Annotated in this window: 15 protein-coding genes; 9 read left to right on the top strand and 6 right to left on the bottom strand. The window is 68.7% G+C overall.

The features are described 5' to 3' along the window. Positions 1-107: 107 nt before the first annotated feature. Both ACP7AZ_RS12850 and ACP7AZ_RS12845 read right to left on the bottom strand, forming a co-directional pair. Positions 108-890, bottom strand: a complete 783-nt coding sequence (locus ACP7AZ_RS12850) for an enoyl-CoA hydratase (RefSeq protein ID WP_426039030.1) — start codon at positions 888-890, stop codon at positions 108-110. Then, on the bottom strand, positions 887-1,981 hold the full coding sequence (locus tag ACP7AZ_RS12845) for an MBL fold metallo-hydrolase (protein WP_426039029.1): 1,095 nt from the start codon (positions 1,979-1,981) through the stop codon (positions 887-889). The genes ACP7AZ_RS12850 and ACP7AZ_RS12845 overlap by 4 nt, the downstream gene beginning before the upstream one ends. Positions 1,982-2,109: 128 nt before the next feature. Between ACP7AZ_RS12845 and ACP7AZ_RS12840 the strand changes: the two genes are divergently transcribed. From ACP7AZ_RS12840 to ACP7AZ_RS12810, 7 genes are all read left to right on the top strand, one after another. Next, the gene (locus ACP7AZ_RS12840; protein WP_426039120.1) at positions 2,110-3,069 is read left to right on the top strand and encodes a hypothetical protein; all 960 of its coding nucleotides are present in this window, start codon (positions 2,110-2,112) and stop codon (positions 3,067-3,069) included. 99 nt (positions 3,070-3,168) lie between these two features. Then, a complete protein-coding gene (locus tag ACP7AZ_RS12835; RefSeq protein ID WP_426039119.1) occupies positions 3,169-4,134 on the top strand; it encodes a hypothetical protein in 966 nt (321 codons plus the stop codon). A 114-nt stretch (positions 4,135-4,248) separates the two neighbouring features. Next, positions 4,249-5,169 carry a hypothetical protein gene (locus ACP7AZ_RS12830; RefSeq protein WP_426039028.1) on the top strand — a complete coding sequence of 307 codons (921 nt, stop codon included), beginning with the start codon at positions 4,249-4,251 and terminating at the stop codon, positions 5,167-5,169. 56 nt (positions 5,170-5,225) lie between these two features. Continuing rightward, positions 5,226-6,020 carry an exodeoxyribonuclease III gene (gene xth / locus ACP7AZ_RS12825; protein WP_426039027.1) on the top strand — a complete coding sequence of 265 codons (795 nt, stop codon included), beginning with the start codon at positions 5,226-5,228 and terminating at the stop codon, positions 6,018-6,020. A 1-nt stretch (position 6,021) separates the two neighbouring features. Next, positions 6,022-6,537 carry a hypothetical protein gene (locus tag ACP7AZ_RS12820; protein WP_426039026.1) on the top strand — a complete coding sequence of 172 codons (516 nt, stop codon included), beginning with the start codon at positions 6,022-6,024 and terminating at the stop codon, positions 6,535-6,537. 263 nt (positions 6,538-6,800) lie between these two features. Continuing rightward, positions 6,801-7,706, top strand: a complete 906-nt coding sequence (locus ACP7AZ_RS12815; protein WP_426039025.1) for a cobalamin biosynthesis protein CbiG — start codon at positions 6,801-6,803, stop codon at positions 7,704-7,706. Positions 7,707-7,799: 93 nt separating this feature from the next. Then, complete coding sequence (locus ACP7AZ_RS12810) at positions 7,800-8,285, top strand: hypothetical protein (protein ID WP_426039024.1); 486 nt, start codon at positions 7,800-7,802, stop codon at positions 8,283-8,285. Positions 8,286-8,317: 32 nt separating this feature from the next. Here ACP7AZ_RS12810 and ACP7AZ_RS12805 read toward each other — a convergent pair whose 3' ends face one another. The 4 genes from ACP7AZ_RS12805 to ACP7AZ_RS12790 all read right to left on the bottom strand — a co-directional run bounded on the left by ACP7AZ_RS12805 (position 8,318) and on the right by ACP7AZ_RS12790 (position 13,106). Beyond that, the gene (locus ACP7AZ_RS12805; RefSeq protein ID WP_426039023.1) at positions 8,318-8,725 is read right to left on the bottom strand and encodes a response regulator; all 408 of its coding nucleotides are present in this window, start codon (positions 8,723-8,725) and stop codon (positions 8,318-8,320) included. Next, the gene (locus ACP7AZ_RS12800) at positions 8,722-10,311 is read right to left on the bottom strand and encodes a sensor histidine kinase (protein WP_426039022.1); all 1,590 of its coding nucleotides are present in this window, start codon (positions 10,309-10,311) and stop codon (positions 8,722-8,724) included. Before ACP7AZ_RS12800 ends, ACP7AZ_RS12805 begins: the two co-directional genes overlap by 4 nt. A 181-nt stretch (positions 10,312-10,492) precedes the next feature. Then, positions 10,493-12,193: a DNA repair protein RecN gene (recN, locus tag ACP7AZ_RS12795; RefSeq protein ID WP_426039021.1), complete on the bottom strand. Its 1,701-nt coding sequence runs from the start codon at positions 12,191-12,193 to the stop codon at positions 10,493-10,495. Positions 12,194-12,245: 52 nt separating this feature from the next. Next, on the bottom strand, positions 12,246-13,106 hold the full coding sequence (locus ACP7AZ_RS12790; protein WP_426039020.1) for an outer membrane protein assembly factor BamD: 861 nt from the start codon (positions 13,104-13,106) through the stop codon (positions 12,246-12,248). Positions 13,107-13,308: 202 nt separating this feature from the next. Here ACP7AZ_RS12790 and ACP7AZ_RS12785 point away from each other — a divergent pair, with 202 nt between their 5' ends. Both ACP7AZ_RS12785 and ACP7AZ_RS12780 read left to right on the top strand, forming a co-directional pair. Then, positions 13,309-14,241 (top strand): ribose-phosphate pyrophosphokinase, encoded by a 933-nt coding sequence (locus ACP7AZ_RS12785; protein ID WP_426039019.1) that lies wholly within the window; start codon positions 13,309-13,311, stop codon positions 14,239-14,241. 78 nt (positions 14,242-14,319) lie between these two features. Continuing rightward, on the top strand, positions 14,320-15,540 hold the full coding sequence (locus ACP7AZ_RS12780; RefSeq protein ID WP_426039018.1) for a hypothetical protein: 1,221 nt from the start codon (positions 14,320-14,322) through the stop codon (positions 15,538-15,540). The last annotated feature ends 48 nt before the right edge of the window (positions 15,541-15,588 follow it).

Here is a 15,588-nt window from a genome sequence, read left to right as displayed (position 1 = left end):
TCCGACATCCTGCCTGAACAGATCGCCTTCGGCGCCGCTGGGTCCCCCGGTCAGCGCCGCAAGAGCGGCTTGCCGGAGGATGACGAAGGGATGGGAAGCGGGATTGCCTACGAAAACACCGGCGCCCGCTTCTGGGTGAAGGCCATGAAGGCCTCCATGGCCTCAGGGCTGGACATCTGGGAGCCGAAGGCCTCGCCCTCGCGCTGCATCAGGGTCCAAAGGGCCTCGGCGTCGCGCATGAGGCGTTTGGTCTTGCGAAGCGAATTGGGCGCGCGGGCGACGAGTTTGGCGGCCAGGCCGTCGGCGACGGCGTCGACCTCGGACGCGGGGACGGCGCGGCTGGCAAGGCCCCAGGCCAGCGCCGTCCGCCCGTCGATCGGCTCGCCCAGGGCGAAAATCTCGAACGCGCGTTGATGGCCGATGGCCAGCGGCAGGAGCAGGGACGACCCCGCCTCGGGCGCCAGGGCCAGGTTGATGAAGGGCGCGGACAGAAGCGCGTCCTCGGCCACGACGACCATGTCGCAATGGAGCAGAAGGGTCAGGCCGATACCCACGGCGCGACCGCGCACCGCCGCGACCACTGGCTTGTCCATCTCGGCCAGGGCCTTGAGAAACTGGAAGACGGGCGCATCGACGACCTGCCCGCCGCCGCCCTGGGCCCCGATGGCGATGAAGTCGGCGATGTCGTTGCCGGCGGAGAAGCTGTCGCCCTCGGCCTTGAACAGCAGGACGCGGACGGCGTCGTCGGTGCGGGCGCGGTTCGTCGCTTCGGCCAGCAGGGCGTACATCGCCTGGGTGATGGCGTTCTTCTTCTCCGCGCGGGCGAAGGTGACGGTCAGGACGCCGTTCGACAGGTCAACGCTGACGGGGGGGCGGATGGGGTCGCTCATGCGGCGGTCTCCGTTTCGGTGAGGCTCCACCAGTCCACGCCGTCGGCGTCGCGTTCGCGGCGCACGCGGCCCTGACCGGCCAGATAGTTGAGGTGGGCGATGGCCTCGCCCGTGGCCATGCCCAGAATGCCGTCGCCGACCGGGCGGGCGAACAGGGAGGCGAAGACATCGACGGCCCGTTTCGGCTCGCGCAGCGTCCGCTCCAGCCGTTTCAACGCTACGGCGTGACCCCGCTTCAACGCCTCGATGCGCGGCAGCACGCCCGTGAAGGGCTCGCCGTGGCCAGGCAGGACGAGCAGATCAGCCGGCAGGAGATCGCCGAGCCGGTCCAGCGAGGTCATCCAGTCATCCAACGGATCGGCCAGGGGCTCGGTCGGCCAGACGGAGATGTTCGACGAGATTCGCGGCAGGATCTGGTCACCCGAGATGAAGACGTCATCCGACTTGCGCCACAGACAGGCGTGCTCGGGGCTGTGACCGTTGCCGATCACGATGGTCCAGTCCTCGCCGCCGATCGACAGGACCTCGCCCTCCCGGATCCGCTGATAGCCGGCCGGCATGGCCGTCATGCCCTTGGCGAACATGCCGTAGGACTGGCGGTAGCGCTCGATCTGCGGCTCGTTCCAGCCGCCGGCGCGCCAGAAGATCGCGCCCGCCTCTGGCGCCGTACCGGTGTCGGCGAACAGCATCCGGCCGGTGACATATTCCAGCTGGGTCATCAGCAGGGGCGCGTCGAACCGCTCGCACAGCCAGCCGGCCAGGCCGATATGGTCCGGGTGCATATGGGTGCAGATGACCCGGGTGATCGGCTTGCCCGCCAGCGGCCCGGTCAGCGCCGCCTCCCAGCCCGCGATGGAGTCCGGTGTTCCGATGCCGGCGTCGACGACGGCCCAGCCCTCGCCGTCCTCGATCGCATAGACGTTGATGTGATTGAGCTGCATCGGCAGCGGCAGGCGCAGCCACAGCACGCCGGGCGCCGCCTGAATCGCCTCGCCGGGCGCCGGAGGGGCGCCGAGCGGATAGGTCAGGCCGCGCAAGCCATCGCCGCCGGTCTCGGCCTCGCCTTCGCTCGTGATCACGCCGTCCGCCAAGTCAGTCTCCAATCGCAACGGGCCGACCATAGGCCGGGGAGGATACGCGCGTCCAGCGCCCGGTCTTGACCTCATCACGACGGCTCGCCAAGGCTTCAGAACAAGTTTCAAGGAGAGTATCCGTGTTCATGAAAACCCTGGCGGCCATCAGCGGCGCCGCGATGATGGCGATGGCGCTCGTTTCGCCTGCCTCGGCCCAGGAGCCGAACAATACGGGCTCGGGCTACGGAGCGGCCAACTCCGATACGACGCCAACAGCTCCGGCGGCCCGTGTGACTCCGACCCGGACGCCGCGCCAGGAACGCCAGCGGGCCCCGGCCCCGCCGACACCGGAAGAAAATATCGCGGCCGCCCAGGCGATCGCCACATCGGCGTCGGTCGCCTGCCAGGTCAGCCAGGCCAATTTCCTCGGTCTCGCCCCGGACGGCGCCAAATCCTACGAGGCCGTCTGCGCCACCGGCCCCGGCTATATTCTGATGGCCTCTGCCCCGCCCCTGGCCGTCGACTGCGTCCTGCTGGCCGGCCAGGCCCAGATCGACCGCGCCCGTGACCCGCTCGCCGATGTGGGCACCCAGTGCGCCATCCCCCAGAACCTCGACGTCCTCCGCGTCATCTCGGCCTATGCGAGCGAGGCCGGCATCGCCTGTGCCGTCGACCAGGCCGCCTCTATCGGCAAGTCGAGTGAAGGCAATCTGATCTATGAGGTCGGCTGCAACGGCGTCGACGGCTACTGGCTGGAAAAGGTCGGCACGGACTGGAAGGCCTCGGAATGCGCGATCGTCACCACCCAGAACGCGGTCTGCCGCTACTCCACCGCTGCGGAACTGGTCGCGACGTTCAAGACGCGTCTGGCCGGCAGTGAGGCCGCGTCCTGCGACCCGACCGAGGGCCGCTACATGGGCGCGAACGCCAACGGCGCCTTCTGGGAAGCCAAATGCGGCGCCGGCAACGGTGTGATCGTGCGTTTCGACCCGCAGTACGCCGTTCAGCAGGTCTACCCCTGCGAGACCGCCCAGCGGATCGGCGGCGGCTGCCGTCTGACCGTCGTGCCCGAAGCTCCGGCCGCTCCCCCGGCGACCCAGCCCTAGAGGCCAGCGCTGGAGTCCGCCCCTCTGGCGTGTTCGTCTTGACCTCGTCCCGATGGCCCGCCAAGGCTGTCGGGACAGTTCAGGGAGATCGCCGTGTTCATGAAAACCTTGGCCGCCATCGGCGGCGCTGCACTGATGATCGTGGCGATCGCATCGCCCGCCTCGGCCCAGGACCCGAACGACAGGGGCACCGGCTTCGGCACCGCTCCGACCGAGCCGGTCATCACGGCGCCGACCGCGCGTGTGACGCCGACGCGCACGCCGCGTCGGCAACAGGAGCAGGAAGCCCCGGCCGCCCCGACTCCCGAAGAGACTGCCGCTGCCGCCCAGCAGATCGCCACCGCCGCCGGCGTCGCCTGCCAGGTGACCCAGGCCAGCCTGCTCGGTCTGACCGCGGAACAGGCGACGACCTATGAAGCGGCCTGCGCCACCGGTCCGGGCTACATCCTGATCAGCTCGGCCCCGCCCCAGGCCGTGGACTGCGTCCTGCTGGCCGGACAGGCCGAGATCGACCGCGCCCGCGACCCGCTCGTCGACGTCGGCACCCAGTGCATCCTGCCCCAGAACCTCGACGTCTTGCGGGTCGTTGCAGCCTATGCGCGCGAGGCCGGCATCGCCTGCTCCGTCGATCAGGGCGCATCGATCGGCAAGTCGAGCGAGGGCAATCTGATCTACGAGATCGGCTGCAACGGCTCGGACGGCTACTGGATCGAGAAGGCCTCGACCGGCTGGACGACGACGGAATGCTCTGTGATCTCGACACAGAACGCGACGTGCCGCTACACCACGCCCGCCGAAGCGGTCGCCACCTTGAAGAGGCGCCTGGGCGGTAGTGAGGCTGCAGCCTGCGACGTGGCCGAGGGCCGCTACATGGGGGCCAATGCCAACGGCGCCTTCTATGAAGCCAAATGCGCCGCCGGCAACGGCGTCATTGTCCGCTTCAACCCGGACTTCGCCGTGCAGCAAGTCTACCCCTGCGAGACCGCCCAGCGGATCGGCGGCGGCTGCCGTCTGACCGTCGTGCCTGAAGCTCCGGCCGCGGCCGATCCGGCGACGGAACAGTAGCCAGAGGTCCGACCCGACGGGCACGCTGCTCGCCGGGTCGGTTTCTGGCATAGAATGCTTGACCGACCCGCTCGGTCCGCTCCACGCTCGTTCTGTCGATCAGGAGCCGTGACCGTGTTCAAATATTCCCACATTGCAGCCTTCGGAGCGGTCCTTGCGGTCGCGCTGTCGGCGATGCCCGCCCTTCCCGCCGCCGCCCAGGACACGGGCGCCCAGGGCATGCCGCAGGATCCGGGCGCCACGCCTGCTCCCGAGGGCGCGAACCGGGCGCCTCCGCCGCTGGCGACCTCCGGCCCCGCCGCCGCAGCAGCCGCGCAGCGCATCGCCAATGCCGCCGGAACGGCCTGCCAGGTCGTCGAGGCCAATGTGATCGGCCAGACCTCCAACCAGCAGCGCATCACCTACGAGGCCGCCTGCGCCGCCGGACCGGGTTATATCTTCGTCAACTCCCTCCCGCCCGAGGCTCGCGATTGCGTCCTGCTGGCCGGGCAGGCGGAGGCGGATCGCGCCGCCAATCCCAACGCCGACGTGGGCGCCCAGTGCGTGATCCCCCGCAATACCGAGATCGCCCGCGTTGTCGGCGCCTATGCCACCGAGGCAGGAATCGCCTGCACCGTCGACCAAGGCGCCTCGATCGGCCGCACCAGCGACAACACCCTGATCTACGAGGTTGGCTGCGATGGCCTGGACGGCTACCGGATCGAGAAGGCCGCAGCGGGCTGGACCAGAACCGAATGCGCGGTCATCGCGACCCAGAACTCGACTTGCCGCTTCTCGACCGCCGAGGAACAGGCCGCGACGCTGAAGGCGCGACTGGCGGGCAGCGAGGCCTCGGCCTGCGATGTTGTGCAGGCCCGTTACATCGGGGCCAGCGCGGGCGACACCCTGTACGAGGCCCGGTGCGGCGCCGGGAACGGAATCATCGTGCGCTTCACTCCCGAGCACGTCGTGCGTCAGGTCTTCCTCTGCGAGGCCGCCCAGCGGATCGCCGGCGGCTGCCGCCTGACTACGGTCGCAGCGGCGCCGGCCGCTTAACAGAGCCGACGTTCCGGCGCTTGCTCGGTGAGGCGACGCCGCTTAGCGTCCCGGCGATGCGCATCGCCACCTGGAACGTGAACTCGGTCAACGCCCGCCTGCCCACCGTGCTCGCATGGCTGGAGGCGGCCCAGCCTGACGTGGTCTGCTTCCAGGAGATCAAGACCGTCGACGACAAGTTCCCCAGGGAGCCGTTCGAGAGCCTGGGCTACAATGTCGAGGTCCACGGCCAGAAATCCTACAACGGCGTCGCCCTGCTTTCGAAATACCCGGTCTCGGACGTGCGGCGCGGCCTTCCCGGCCAGGACCTGCTGACAGAGGATGCAGAAGATCAGGCCCGATACATCGAGGCCGTGATCGAGGCGCCCCGCCCCGTCCGTGTCGGCGGGATCTACCTGCCCAACGGCAATCCGATCGGGACGGAGAAGTTCGATTTCAAGATGCGCTGGATGGCGCGGCTGAACGCCCATGCCCGGGACCTGCTGGCGCAGGAAGAGGCCTTCACCCTGTGCGGCGATTACAATGTCATTCCCCTGCCCGAGGACGCCAAGACCCCGTCCGCCTGGGTCAATGACGCCCTGTTCCAGCCGGAGAGCCGCGCCGCCTTTCGGGCGCTGAAGGGGCTGGGCCTCTATGAAGCCGGGGAGTTGGGTCGCCAGCCGCCGGGGACCTACACCTTCTGGGATTATCAGGCCGGCGCCTGGCAGAGGGACCACGGCATCCGCATCGACTTCCACCTGCTGTCACCGCAGGCCGCCGACCGGTTCGTCGGTGTCGAGACGCATCGCGACGCCCGCGACATGGACAAGCCGTCGGACCACGTGCCGGTCGTGATCGAACTGGCTGACTGAGATGGGCGAGGCCCTGCGCGTCATCCTGCTGGTGTCGCTGGCCGCCGCCGCCCTGACCACAGCCGCCCTGACGCTGAACTGGTGGATGGAGCCTGAGCGCCGGCTGCGTCGGGCCATGCTGAAATCCCTGGGCGCCGTGGCCGAGGCCGAGGCCATCTCGGCGCACGAAGGTCGCGCCGCCGGGCTGGACTTCGAGGGCGGCCAGATCGCCGTGCTGTGGGATCGCGGGGCCCACGGGCTGGTCTACAGTTTCGACGAAGTCGAGGGCGGCGAGGTCATCGTCGACGGCCATGTCGTGGCGCGCGTCCGACGCGGCGAAGCGCGCAAGGCACTGGACATCATGGCCCCGGACGCGGAGTTGGTGACCCTGCGGCTCCTGTTCGCCGACGCCCGCTATCCGGAGTTCGAATTGGCCCTGTGGAACGCCATGGCGCCGGGCCACGCCGGGTCGCCGCCCGAGGCGATGCGGCTGGGGCGCCGCTGGCTGTCGCACCTCGAGGCGCTGCTGAAGGGGTGAATGCGGTCTCCTCCCCATGCGCGCTTGCGCATGGAGAGGTGGCGGCGAGCTCCTGCAAGCTGACGGAGGGGTTCTTCGTGCACGCGAAAACACCCCTACCGTCGTCGGGCCGTATTCGGCCCTTCCTCCACTCTGCTGCGCTCCGAGCCACCTCCCATCGCTGCGCGACAGGGAGGAGACAAACGGCGCCATTGCCGCCTCGGCGGGAGGAAGGGTAGAAGCGCCCACCTCTGTATCGCCTGCTGCTTTTTAAGGAGCCCGCCGTGGCCCGCCTGTTCGACGCCTATGTCATAGCCGACTGGACTGCCGCCGAAGGCAAGAAGCTGGGCGAGAACTCGGTCTGGATCGGCGTGGCCAAGCGCGACGTGCGCTTCCGCCTCTATACCGAGACCCACAACGTCGCGACGCGCGCCGAGGGCGAGGCGCTGCTGAAATCCATCCTGGCCGATCATCGCAAGCGCGGTGATCGGGTGTTCGTCGGCTTCGACTTCTCGCTGGGCTATCCTGTCGGCACGGCCGCGCGCCTGAAGCTGGCCGAGACTCCGGCGTGGTCGGCGATGTGGAAATTCATCGCCTCGAACGTCGTCGACAAGGACGACAACATCAACAACCGCTACCAGGTCGCCGCCAAGATGAACCGGCTGATGACTGACGAGGCCTGGCCTCTGTGGGGCGCCCCGGCGAAACAGGCGCAGCGCTGGCTGACCACGACCAAGCCGCCGCAAGGCTCAGGCGACATCCCCGAATACAGGGCGACCGAGAACGCCGTGCGCAAGGGCAAGCTGCAGCCCAAGTCGAACTGGCAGATGCATGGCGCGGGGGCCGTCGGCGGCCAGACCCTGGTCGGCATTCCGATGGTGCGCCGTCTGCTGGAAAGCCTGGGCGCATCGGGCGCCGTCTGGCCTCTGGGCACGGGCTGGCGCGCGCTGGACGCCGCGGACGTCGAACCCCTGTCGGTCCTGGTCGCCGAGGTCTGGCCCTCGATGTGGCCGACCACCGCCGCCGAGGGGGAGTTCAAGGACCAGGCCCAGGTCCGCACCACGGCCGAGGCCTTCGCCCTGATGGACGAGCGCGGCGAACTGTCGACCGCCTTCGGTCCGAAGAAGGGAACCGACGAGTCCCTGATCGCCCAGGTCGAAGGCGAAGAAGGCTGGATCCTGGGGGTCTGAAGACACCGATCGGCCGGCTCAGGTCTTTGGACCCACGGCCAGGCTTGAGGGACTGTGATCCACGACAGTCTTTCGAGATGGGGAGAACAGACCATGCGTATGATGATCCTTGCAATGGCCTGTACGGCGGGGCTTGTCCTGTCCGCCTGTGGCAAGGCAGAGGGCTCGGTGGACGCGCCGGGCGCCGACGCCGCCAAGCCCAAGGCCGCGTCAGCGGAGGGACCGGCCGCCCCGCCTGCCCAAACCCCTCCCGTGACACAACGTGCCGCCTATACGCCTGTCCCGATCTCCGCCGAAGACCAACCCGGCCGCGCCCGACAGGTCCGCTGTCAGGTCGGCAGCGCGCCGGAGACCGACTGCACCTTCACCTCCCTGTTCGGCGACGGAAGCTTCCAGCTGGATGGGCCCGACATCGCCTACCGCATGGTGATCTCTGACGGAGAGGGCGGCTTGTTCGCGGTCTTCGGCCCCGAGGACCGCGTGCCCGTCGGCGGAACCTATCGCCGTGACGCGCGCGACGGCGCCTGCTGGATCGCCAACGAAAGCACGCCCGCCCGCTCTCCGATCTGTGCGCGCTAGAGGTCAGTGGGGGGACGAACGCCGCCTCAACGTCAGTGAAACACTGTCAGGGAATGGGGCGCCGTCCGCGACGGCCCGCCCCTGCGCGATTGCATGGCGAAGGCCACAGCGGTCCGCACGGAGTCGTCATCGGTGGGCTTGCCCATCACCCCGAAGGTCCCGGGCACGCCATCCCGGACCATTTCCGGGTTCGCCGTGAGGTAGAGCACCGTAATGCCGGCGCCCTGCCCGATCTCCCGGCCCAAATCGACGCCGGTCGGTCCGTCGGACAGATGGATGTCCACCAGCGCCAGCTCGATACCGCCGGCCAGGACCAGCCGCCGGGCGGCCGAGACGTTCGCGGCCATGCCGACCACCGTATAGTCCAGGTCTTCCAGAACGTCGCGAAGCTGGGACGCGATCAGGATCTCGTCCTCGATGATCAGGATCCGGCCCTTCATGCGACCGCCATGGCGGCGCGGCGCGGCTGAAGCGCCGATCGCGGAACATCGACCGTGACCTTCAGGCCCTCGCCGGCCCAGTCGAGATCGAGCCTGCCCGCCAGCTGTCCCTCGACCGACATGGCCAGAAGCGTCGACCCAAACCCGGGTATCAGGGGCGGCCCGTCAAGCTCGGGCCCACCATGCTCCGCCCAGACCAGGATCATGCGGTCGCCGCGGTGAGACAGGGTCAGGTCAACCCGGCCGTCGGGCTGCGAAAGGGCGCCGTATTTGGCGGCGTTGGTCGCCAGTTCGTGGAACAGCAGGGCGACCGGGGTGGCCGCCTGATCGTCGAAAATGGTATCGTCGCCAGTCACGTGAACGCGGGGAACGCCATCCTCTCCGTCGTAGGCCTTGAACAGATCCAGCAGGAAGGCGGCCAGGGTCGTACCGGCGATTCCGGGACGAGACTCCTCGCTGTGGGGCCGGACGAATTCGTGCGCCCGGGCCAGGGCGCCGATCCGGTTGCGGGCCGACCTGGCGAAGTCCTTGGCGTCCGGATGGTGGCGGGCCGACAGTGAGAGCAGGGCCGAGATCACCGCAAAGATGTTCTTGATCCGGTGGCTCAGTTCCTGGCTCAGCAGCGCCTTGGCCTGCTCCAGCCGTTTGATGTCCTCGATGTCGGTGCCTGTTCCGAACCAGCGGGTCACGGTCCCTGCCGAGTTGCGGATCGGCATGGCCCGACCCAGGGTCCAGCGATAGCCGTCCGCATGGTGCTTCAGCCGGTATTCGACCTCATACGGCTCCCCGGTCGCCAACGAGGCTTGCCACGCCGCGAGCGCCCGATCGCGGCATTCGGGGTGAATCTGGGCGCTCCAGGCGTCGGTGTCGCTGGGCGTCGCAGTCTGGCCGGTGAAGTCGAACCAGCGCGCATTGAAATAGTCGTGATAGCCGTCCGCCCCTGCCGACCAGACCATCTGGGGCATGCTGTCGGCGATCGCCTGGAAGCGCGCCTCGCTCTCCGCCAGCTTTTCCGAGGCCTGAAGCGCAACCTCGACCGCGGCTTCCGCCTGCTCGTCACTGAGCCGGCGCGCGGTCAGGGCCCGCCGTCGCTCCATCAGCGCCATCACCTGGGTCGCCAGAACCTCCAGCGTCATATGCTGGGTCTCGGTCAGACCGTCGGGACGAGCCTTGGTATCCACGACGCAGAGCATGCCCAGGGTCATCCCCTGGTCGTCGATCAGGGGCGCCCCGGCATAGAACCGGTAGTTGGCCGGGCCAGTGACCAGCGGATGGTCGATATAGACGGGGTCGATCGACGCGTCCCGGACGACATAGACGCCGTCGTGCTGCATCGCGTGCTGGCAGAAGGAATCCAGTTCCGGCCCCGTCTCGTCAGCCATGCCGATTCGCGCCTTGAACCAGAGCCGCTCGCCGAGAGCCAGGCTGACAAGGGCGACGGGAGTTTCGCAGATGCGAGCCGCCAGCCGCGTGACGTCGTCGAAGGCGCGTTCAGGGTCGGTGTCCAGGATGTCGTAGGAACGGAGCACACGGAGGCGCTCGGCCTCAATACCGGCCTGGCCGGGCGCTTCTAGCTCGATTGTCAAAGTTCGATCCCCTGGCGCTCAGGGCGCTGGAGGATGAAACATCCCCGGGGGCGAACCCGTCGCAAAGGTGAAGGTTCCATCGGTCAGGAAAGTTAATTCCGTTGCCGCTCAGCGCCCGAACGGAATGCTCAGGCCGTCAGCGTCGGGGGCGTGACGAACGGGTGATCAACGCCATGGCTCGTCAGCCGATCAGGGAGCGGGCGGCGGCACGGGCTTCTTCGGTGACGATGGCCCCCGACAGCATGCGGGCGATCTCTTCCCGGCGGGCCGTCTCGTCGAGGGCGTCGACCGTGGTGGTGGTGACCCCGGCGGCGTCGGCCTTGCGCACCTTCCAGTGGGCGTGGCCACGGGCTGCGACCTGGGGGCTGTGGGTGACGACCAGGACCTGGGCGCCGTTAGAGAGGCGTTTCAGGCGCTGGCCCACGGCCTCGGCCACCGCGCCGCCGACGCCCTGATCGACCTCGTCGAAGATCATGACCGGCTGGCGCTGGTCCTCGCGGCCCGCGAGCGCGGCCTTCATGGCGAGGGCGAAGCGGGCCAGTTCGCCGCCCGAGGCGATGGCGTCCAGCGGGCCGAAGGGGGTGCCGGCGTTGGTGGCGATCTCGAACCGGGCGGTCTCGACGCCGAGCGGGCCGCGACGGCCTTCGGCGACAGGCTCCAGGGCGACGCGGAAGCGGGCGCGGTCCAGTTTCAACGGGCCAAGCTCTTCCGTCACCGCTTTCGAGAGCCGGTCGGCGGCGGCCTCGCGGCCCGAGCTCAGCAGGCTGGCGGTGACGTCATAGGTCTCGCGGGCCGCAGCGGCATCGCGGGCGGCATTGGTGATGGCCTCAGCCCCATCCTCGATCAGGCGCAGTTGTTCGCGCAGCGAGATGCGCAGGGCCGGCAGGGAATGGACGGTGGTGTTCAGCTTCCTGGCGGCGGCGCGCAGGGCGAACAGCCGCTCCTCGGCCTTGTCGAGTCGGCCAGGTTCGAAATCGAAGGCGTTGGCGGCGGCGTCGACCTCGGCGATGGCCTCGGCGGCCTCGACCATGGTGCGGTCGATGGCTTCGGCGGCGCTGGTCAGGCGCACCAGAACGGGGTGATCGGCCTCGACGCCCGCCTGGGTCGCGCGCTGGCGCGCATGTTCGACGGCGCGCAGGGCGGCGGACAGTTTCTGGCTCAGCTTGTCGCCGCCGAGGTTGGCGCGGGCGTCGGCCAGATCGGCCACCGCTTTCTCCGCTGCACCCAGCACGGCGCGCTCACCGGCCAGTTCAGTCTCCTCATCCTCGCGCGGATCGAGCGCGTCGAGGTCGGCGAGGTTCAGGGTTATCTCTTCCGCCCGCGAGGCCGCGTCGGCGGCGGCGGCGCGCAGGCCTTCCAGCTTCGCCTCGGCCGCCTTCAGCCTGTCGGACGCGGCGGCCACCCCGCCGAGCTGGGGCGCCAGACCGCCATAGGCATCCAGCAGCCCGCGATGGGTCTTCCAGTCAAGCAGGCCCACGGTCTCATGCTGGCCGTGCACCTCGACCAGACGGGCGCCGATCTCGCGCAGGGCGGCCACCCCGGCCGGCTGGTCATTGACCCAGGCCCGGCTGCGACCGTCGGCGGACAGGACGCGACGCAGGATCAGCGCTTCGCCCGGGGTCACGTCGAAGCCCTTCTCCCGGATCAGTTCGATCAGGTCCTCATCGTCGGGCGCGGTGAAGACGGCGGTGGCCACGGCCTGTTTGGCGCCGGAGCGAACAAGGCCCGCCTCCCCTCGCCCGCCGAGCGCCAGGCCCAGGGCGTCGAGGATGATCGACTTGCCGGCCCCGGTCTCGCCGGTCAGCACAGTCAGGCCCTCGTCGACCTCAAGATCGAGGACGTCGACCAGCACCACGTCGCGGATCGAAAGACTGGTCAGCATGGGGTGCGATTCGGCATCCGCGACAGTGTAGACCAGAACAGGCGGGGAACGGTCAGCCCGGAATGATCCGGCGCAGCCAGCTCTCGCGCTCGCCGGTCGGGGCCGTCTCAGGTTGGCGGCCGTCCTCGGTCAGCAGAGCATAGGCCTCGGCATACCAGGGGCTGCCCGGGTAGTTGAAGCCGAGCACCGAACCGTTGCGCTCCGCCTCATCCTTCAGGCCCAGCGTCAGATAGACCTCGACCAGACGATACAGGGCTTCCGGCGTATGCGAGGTGCGCTGGAAGGCCTCGTTGTCGATGACGGCCTTGTAGCGGCCGATGGCGGCCAGCGGCTGGTTGGCGCGCTGGTAGTAGCGGCCGATGTTCATTTCCTTGCCGGCCAGCTGATCGTTGACCATGTCGATCTTCACGGTCGCGTCGGTGGCGTAGGACGAGTTGGGGTAGCGGCGGGCGACGTCGCGAAGACCGGCCAGCGCCTGTTCGGCCTGACCCTGGTCACGGCCCACGTCCACGATCTGCTCGAAGTGGCAGGTGGCGCGCATGTAGAAGGCGTAGGCGGCCGACGGGCTGCCCGGGAACAGCTGGATAAAGCGGTCCGAGGCGGCGATCGATTCCTCGTAATTGCCGTTCTGGTAGTAGGCGTAGATCTGCATCAGGATCGCGCGGCGCGACCATTCCGAATACGGGTGCTGACGCTCGACTTCCTGGAAGTAATCCACGGCGTCGGCCCAGCGGTGACGCTGAAGCCGCTCGTAGCCGGTGTTGTAGAGCAGTTCGACGGGCCGCTCCTCATAGGCCAGGCGCGGGCGATTCTGACCGCCGTTGCACGCCGCGACGGTCAGCGTGGCGACAGTCGCCAGCAGCAACACGCCGCCCCGGCGCAGAACGGACGAAGACCGGAAGGAAATCGGCAACTTGGAACCTCATCACACGCCGCCCGGACGACGCCAGAGGCTCGTCGGGTATCAAGATCGCGTTCTCTAACATCGGCGTTCGCAACGCGCCATGCGCCGGGTAAGGGCAATCACGGCTTGATACGGGCCGACGCGCTGCTAAAGAGCGCGCAAGACGGAACAGACGTCATTGGCGTTTCGATGACGGCGAAAGGATGACCGGATGAAGCTGCTCGCTGGCAACTCGAACCGGTCCCTTGCCCAGGCCATAGCCGACCACCTCGACATGCCCCTGACCAAGGCCCAGGTGAAACGGTTCGCCGACAACGAGGTCTTCGCGGTCATCGAGGAAAACGTGCGCGGCGAGGATGTCTTCGTCATCCAGTCGACCTCTTATCCGGCCAACGACAACCTGATGGAGCTGCTGATCTGCATCGACGCCCTGGTGCGGGCCTCGGCGCGGCGGATCACGGCGGTCATGCCGTATTTCGGCTATGCGCGTCAGGACCGGAAGACCGGCGGCCGCACGCCGATCTCGGCCAAGCTGGTCGCCAACATGATTACCCGCGCCGGCGCCGACCGGGTCCTGACCATGGACCTGCACGCCGGCCAGATTCAGGGCTTCTTCGACATCCCGACCGACAATCTGGTCGCCACCCCCGTGCTCGCCCAGGACATCAGGGATCGCTACACGCGCGGCAATCTGATGATCGTCTCGCCCGATGTCGGCGGCGTGGTGCGCGCCCGGTCGCTGGCCGAACGTCTCAACGTCGACCTGGCCATCGTCGACAAGCGCCGTCCCAAGGCGGGCGAGAGCGAGGTCATGAACATCATCGGCGACGTCGCGGGACGCGAGTGCATCCTGTTCGACGACATTGTCGATTCGGGCGGCACCCTGGTCAACGCCGCCAAGGCCCTGATCGCGGCCGGGGCGACGAACGTTTCCGCCTATATCAGCCACGGCGTCCTGTCGGGCCCGGCCGTTCAGCGCGTCACCGACGGCCCGCTGAAGGAGCTGGTGATCACCGATTCGATCGAGCAGCCGCACGAGGTGCTGTCCTGCTCCAAGATCCGCACCGTCCCGGTCGCTCCCCTGATGGGCGAGGCCATCCGCCGGATCGCGAACGAGGAATCGGTCTCCAAACTCTTCGACTGATCACGAAAAAGTCGGCCGCCATGCCTCAAAACGGCCGGACTGGGCGTTTCAGTCGGAACACGCTTTCGGGGATTTTCCATGCGCCTTTCCTTCCGTAGCCAGGGCCCGACCCTGGCCGCCCTCGCCGTCACAAGTCTTCTGGCCGCATGCGGCCCCAGCCGCGCCGAGCTGCAGGCCGAGGAAATGCGCGTCGCGGCCATCGAGGCCGCCGCGATCACCGCCCGCCTGCCGCCGCCTGTCGCCCTGAACGACAGCGTGGCCCAGTCCGCGGCCGTCTATCTGACCTTCACCCGCGACATGGCGACGATCCAGGGCGGCTTCGCCAGCCCCGACGCGGTTGAGGCGGCGCTGCGGCGCGGTGCGTCCTACGATGCCAACCAGATCTCGCGCGGCCTGGTCGCCTATGCCTCCATCCTTGCGCTGCAGTCGCCGGAGTTCGTCTCGGGCGTCCGCCAGGCCGGGGCCGAACCGACCGTTCGCCGCCAGATCATCGACCGCATCGTCGCCAATCCCGAGTACGCCTCGACCCTGCCCGGAGCCGAGGCCGCGGCCAGCCTGGTCATGTCGGTGCTGGAGGCGGACGTAATCGCCCTGAGCGCGGCGGCCGATTCGGTCGAGAGCGACGCCTACAACATCCAGTACACCGGCGATCAGCGTCACAGTTGGGGGCGCGCCACGCCGCCGGATCGCGAGGGCCGGCTGCAGGCGGTCAAGGACCTGTCCCGCACCATCCAGCCCTCCGCCTCGGAGGCTGCGCGGCTCCATGCCGCCTCGAACAGCGGTTCTGGCCTGGGGGTGACCGCCGGACGCACGCGGCGAGCGCCCTATGCCCCGTCGGTGACCAACGCCATCGCCATGGCCGCCCTCGCCGCCCTGGGAGCCGCAGGGGACAACGCCCGCGCCAACACCGAAGCCCTGCAATACGACCGCGCCAGCCAAGACTGCCTGGCCAGTTCCAAGCTGAACCTGTTCCAGTGTCTGGCCGCCTCGCGTCCGACCTATGAGGACATGTTCTGCCTCGGCCGCCATGTGATCCGGGACCTGTCGACCTGTGCGCGCGGCGCCGCCTTGCCGGCCGCGATCATCACTGTCGGCAACCCGACCCAGAGCGGCGGATCCGTACGCTCACCCGCGATCACGCCGGAACCGCTGCAACCCGCGCCCCCGATCGAACCGAGCATCTCCCCGCTTCCGCTCCAGGCCCCGCCCCGGCCATCGACCGCGCCTCGACCGACCCCGGTCGCGCCCCCGGCCGGGCAGACCGCGACCCAGCGGCTGAACGCCGGTCCCAACGGCTGAGATTCGCCGTCCGGCGCCGGAGAGTTGAACGGCAGAGGCCCGGATTAA

This window comes from Brevundimonas sp. DC300-4 (genome assembly GCF_049897365.1).
Lineage (GTDB): Bacteria > Pseudomonadota > Alphaproteobacteria > Caulobacterales > Caulobacteraceae > Brevundimonas.
The sequence above is the reverse complement of the archived record's forward strand: the minus strand, read 5'-3'. Positions and strand labels throughout refer to the sequence as shown.

What these genes read in the sequence shown, in the direction of transcription:
- xth (WP_426039027.1), top strand. Translation starts at nt 5,226, where the DNA reads ATGCGCATCGCCACCTGGAACGTGAACTCGGTCAACGCCCGCCTGCCC.
- ACP7AZ_RS12835 (WP_426039119.1), top strand. Translation starts at nt 3,169, where the DNA reads ATGAAAACCTTGGCCGCCATCGGCGGCGCTGCACTGATGATCGTGGCG.
- ACP7AZ_RS12805 (WP_426039023.1), bottom strand. Translation starts at nt 8,725, where the DNA reads ATGAAGGGCCGGATCCTGATCATCGAGGACGAGATCCTGATCGCGTCC.
- ACP7AZ_RS12780 (WP_426039018.1), top strand. Translation starts at nt 14,320, where the DNA reads ATGCGCCTTTCCTTCCGTAGCCAGGGCCCGACCCTGGCCGCCCTCGCC.
- recN (WP_426039021.1), bottom strand. Translation starts at nt 12,193, where the DNA reads ATGCTGACCAGTCTTTCGATCCGCGACGTGGTGCTGGTCGACGTCCTC.
- ACP7AZ_RS12785 (WP_426039019.1), top strand. Translation starts at nt 13,309, where the DNA reads ATGAAGCTGCTCGCTGGCAACTCGAACCGGTCCCTTGCCCAGGCCATA.
- ACP7AZ_RS12850 (WP_426039030.1), bottom strand. Translation starts at nt 890, where the DNA reads ATGAGCGACCCCATCCGCCCCCCCGTCAGCGTTGACCTGTCGAACGGC.
- ACP7AZ_RS12810 (WP_426039024.1), top strand. Translation starts at nt 7,800, where the DNA reads ATGCGTATGATGATCCTTGCAATGGCCTGTACGGCGGGGCTTGTCCTG.
- ACP7AZ_RS12840 (WP_426039120.1), top strand. Translation starts at nt 2,110, where the DNA reads ATGAAAACCCTGGCGGCCATCAGCGGCGCCGCGATGATGGCGATGGCG.
- ACP7AZ_RS12820 (WP_426039026.1), top strand. Translation starts at nt 6,022, where the DNA reads ATGGGCGAGGCCCTGCGCGTCATCCTGCTGGTGTCGCTGGCCGCCGCC.